The following is a 3,606-nucleotide window of genomic DNA, read 5'->3' on the forward strand; positions in this document are numbered from 1 at the left end:
CTAAGCCTAAGTGTTGAAGTAGCGGGCTGCCGGATGGTAAGCAACGATGGCGGTGGTGGACTGTTCCGGATCCAATTGATCGCTTTCGTCCATGGTGAGGCCAATGCGCTCGGCCTGGAGCACCTGCAGCAGAACCCGTTGGTCGGCGATGTTGGGGCAGGCGGGATAGCCGAAGCTGTAGCGGGATCCCCGATAGCCCTGGTGCAGGATCTTGCGGATGTCGGGGCTATCTTCGTGGCCGAACCCCAGCTCCCGCCGGATGCGGGCATGGCACCATTCCGCCAGGGCTTCCGCCAGGGTCACAGCCAGGCCGTGGAAATACAGGTAGTCGGTGTACTGGCCCTCGGCAAAGAGGCGCTGGGCATAGGCGGTGGCTTCTGCCCCTACCGTGACCGCCTGCATGGGGAAAACATCTACCAATCCTGTGGAGCGAGCGGCGAAGAAGTCGGCGATACAGTAGCGGTGGCCGGTTTTTTGGCGGGGGAAGGTGAAGCGGGCCAGCTCCCGCACCCCTGGAGAGAGTTGCGGGCGCTCGACCGTCGGCAGTTGGAAGTAGGTGGTGGAGCCTGGCTCCAGGGAAAACAGCTCGGGGAAGCTGGCCGGGTCGAAGAGGATCAAAGTGTTCCCCTCTGCCTGGGCCGGGAAATAGCCGTAGACAATCTGGGGGTGCAGCAGATCTTCTGCCAGGATCCGCTCTTTCCAGCGCTCGATCACCGGATCCACCTGGGTGGCGATAAACTCGGCAAACTCCTCTGCCGACTGGTCGCGGGGCTTGCGAATCTGCCATTGTCCGGCCACCAGGGCTTGCTTGTCGATGTAGAAGAAGACTTCCGGCCAAGGGATCTGATCTGAGGTGAGAACCTGGGATCCCCAGAAAGGCGGGATGGGTCGCTCGGTCTCCAGGGCAACGGCTTCAGAGCGGCGGGTGTCTTGGGACTCGGAGAGGGTGAGGGCGGGAGCAGCTCCCACGGTGGTCTCCGCAGGGGGCAGGCTGGGATCCGTTTCCTCTGGAACCCAAGAAGCCTCTTTCTGGCCATTGGCAGAGGGGGATCCCAGCTCTAGGTCGTCCAGAAAACCCAGCCGGTCATCCCAGCGTCCGGCAGCTTTGGCCTGCATCAGCCGATCCATAAAGTGGAGATCGACGAAGGCGTCGCGGCCATAGATCACCTGGCCTTTGTAGGTCTTGCGGCAGTCTTCTTCCACAAAGCGGCGGGTAAGGGCCGCCCCTCCTAGGATGACCGGCACGGTGATGCCCCGCTCGTTAAACACCTCCAAATTCTCTTTCATAAAGGCCGTGGATTTTACCAACAGGCCGCTCATGGCAATGCAGTCGGCCTTGCTCTTTTCATAGGCTTCGATGATGTTTTCCACCGGCTGCTTGATGCCCAGGTTGATGACTTTGTAGCCGTTGTTGGTGAGGATGATGTCCACCAAGTTTTTGCCAATATCGTGGACATCCCCCTTGACGGTGGCAATCAAAAGAGTGCCTTTGCACACTTCCCCTCCCACCTTTTCCATGAAGGGCTCCAGGTATTTCACCGCCGCTTTCATGGTTTCTGCCGACTGCAGCACAAAGGGCAGTTGCATTTTGCCAGCGCCGAAGAGCTCCCCCACCTCCTTCATGCCGTCCAGCAAAAAGGTGTTGATGATCTCCAGGGGAGGATATTTCTGCAGTGCCTCCGCCAGGGTCTCCTCCAGGCCAATCCGCTCGCCGTCAATGATGTGCCGCCGCAGGCGCTCCTCCAGAGGCAGCGTGGCCAGGGATCTGGCTGCCCGCAGCTCTTGGCTGGAAACTCCCGCAAACAGCTCCGTCAGCCGCGCCAGGGGATCGTAGGTGCAAATGCCCGAGGACTCCGTCCCGCTAACGCGAACGGCGTTAAACTGCCGCCGATCCCAGATCAGATCCCGACACACCTGCTGCTGCTCTGCGGGGATCTTGTTCAGGGGCAGGATCTTGGCGGCACTGACGATAGCGGCATCCAGGCCGGCCTCGCGGCACTCGTGCAAAAACACCGAGTTCAACACCACGCGGGCTGCCGGCGAGAGCCCAAAGGAGATGTTGGAAATGCCCAAGAGAATGTGGGTCTCCGGGAAAGCCTGGCGGATGCGGCGGATGGCCTCCAGGGTGGCTGCCCCGTTGGCCCGGTCTTCCTCGATGCCGGTGGAAATGGGCAAGGCCAAAGGGTCAAAGAAAATCTCGTAGGGCGGGATCCCGTACTCAACCGCCTGGCGATAGGCCCGCTCGGCAATCTGGAACTTCTTGTCGGCGGTGCGGGCCATGCCCTCTTCGTCGATGGTGCCGATGACCACCCCGGCGCCGTAGGTTTTAGCTAGCTCCAGCACCTTGAAGAAGCGCTCTTCCCCGTCTTCGTAGTTGGTGGAGTTGAGCAGGCACTTGCCCCCCGCCACCTTGAGGCCCGCTTCCATCTTTTGCCAATCGGTAGAATCCAGCATCAGGGGGATTTGGATTTGGGTAACCAGCCGGGACACCAGCTCCCGCATATCCCGCACCCCATCCCGGCCCACATAGTCCACGTTGACATCCAACACATGGGATCCCTCCCGCACCTGCTCGCGGGCCAGGGCCACCAGGCCATCCCAGTCTTCGGCGTTGAGCAGCTCCCGCATCTTTTTGGAGCCGCTGGCATTCAGCCGCTCGCCGATGATCAAAAAAGAGTTCTCCTGCAGGTAGGGCTGAGGGGCATAAATCGAGGCAGCAGCCTGGATCCGTTCGATGCTACGACGTTTGGGCCGCAACCCCTGCACGGCTTCCACCAAGGCGGCGATGTGCTCCGGACGGGTGCCGCAACACCCTCCCACCACCGCTACCCCCAGATCCCGCACAAAATGCTCCAGGTGGAAGCGCAACTGCTCCGGGGTGAGCTTGTAGTGGGCTTTGCCGCCGATGTTTTCCGGCAGGCCAGCGTTGGGGATGCAGGAGATGGGGAAAGGAGAATGGCGGGACAGATAGCGGATGTGTTCGACCATCTTGTCTGGGCCAGTGGCACAGTTGAGGCCCAGCACATCGATGGGATAGGGCTCCAGGATGGCCAGGGCCGCCCCGATCTCCGTGCCCACCAGCATTGTCCCCTGCACCTCAAAGGTCAGGGACACCACCACCGGCAGGCGGATCCCGCGTCGGGCAAACTCCTGCTGCACGGCCACCAGGGCCGCCTTGGTCTGCAAAATGTCCTGGCAGGTCTCGATGATCAGCAGATCCGCCCCACCGTCAACTAGCCCCTGCACCTGCTCCTCGTAGGCAGCCCGCATCTCATCAAAGCTGATGTGCCCCAGGGTGGGCAGCTTGGTGGTGGGGCCAATGGAGCCGGCCACAAAACGGGGCTTTTCCGGCGTCGCAAACTCGGCTGCTACCCGCTTGGCCAGTCGCGCCGCCGCCACGTTCAGCTCGTAGGCTTTTTCCGGGATCCCGTACTCGGCCAAAACGATGGAGGTGGCCCCAAAGGTATTGGTCTCGATGACGTCTGCCCCCACCTCCAGAAAGCCCCGGTGCACCTGTTCCACCGCCTCCGGCTTGGTCAGCACCAGCATCTCATTGCAGCCCTCCAGTTCCGGCCCACCAAAATCCGCTGCGGTCAGGTTCTGGGC

Annotated in this window: 1 protein-coding gene; it reads right to left on the reverse strand. The window is 61.6% G+C overall.

From position 1 onward, the window contains the following. Window positions 1–6: 6 nt before the first annotated feature. On the reverse strand, window positions 7–3,606 hold a 3,600-nt coding region (metH, locus tag NW820_RS08500; RefSeq protein WP_414407241.1), incomplete at its 5' end, for a methionine synthase.

Source organism: Synechococcus sp. R55.7 (genome assembly GCF_047461955.1).
GTDB lineage: Bacteria > Cyanobacteriota > Cyanobacteriia > Thermostichales > Thermostichaceae > Thermostichus.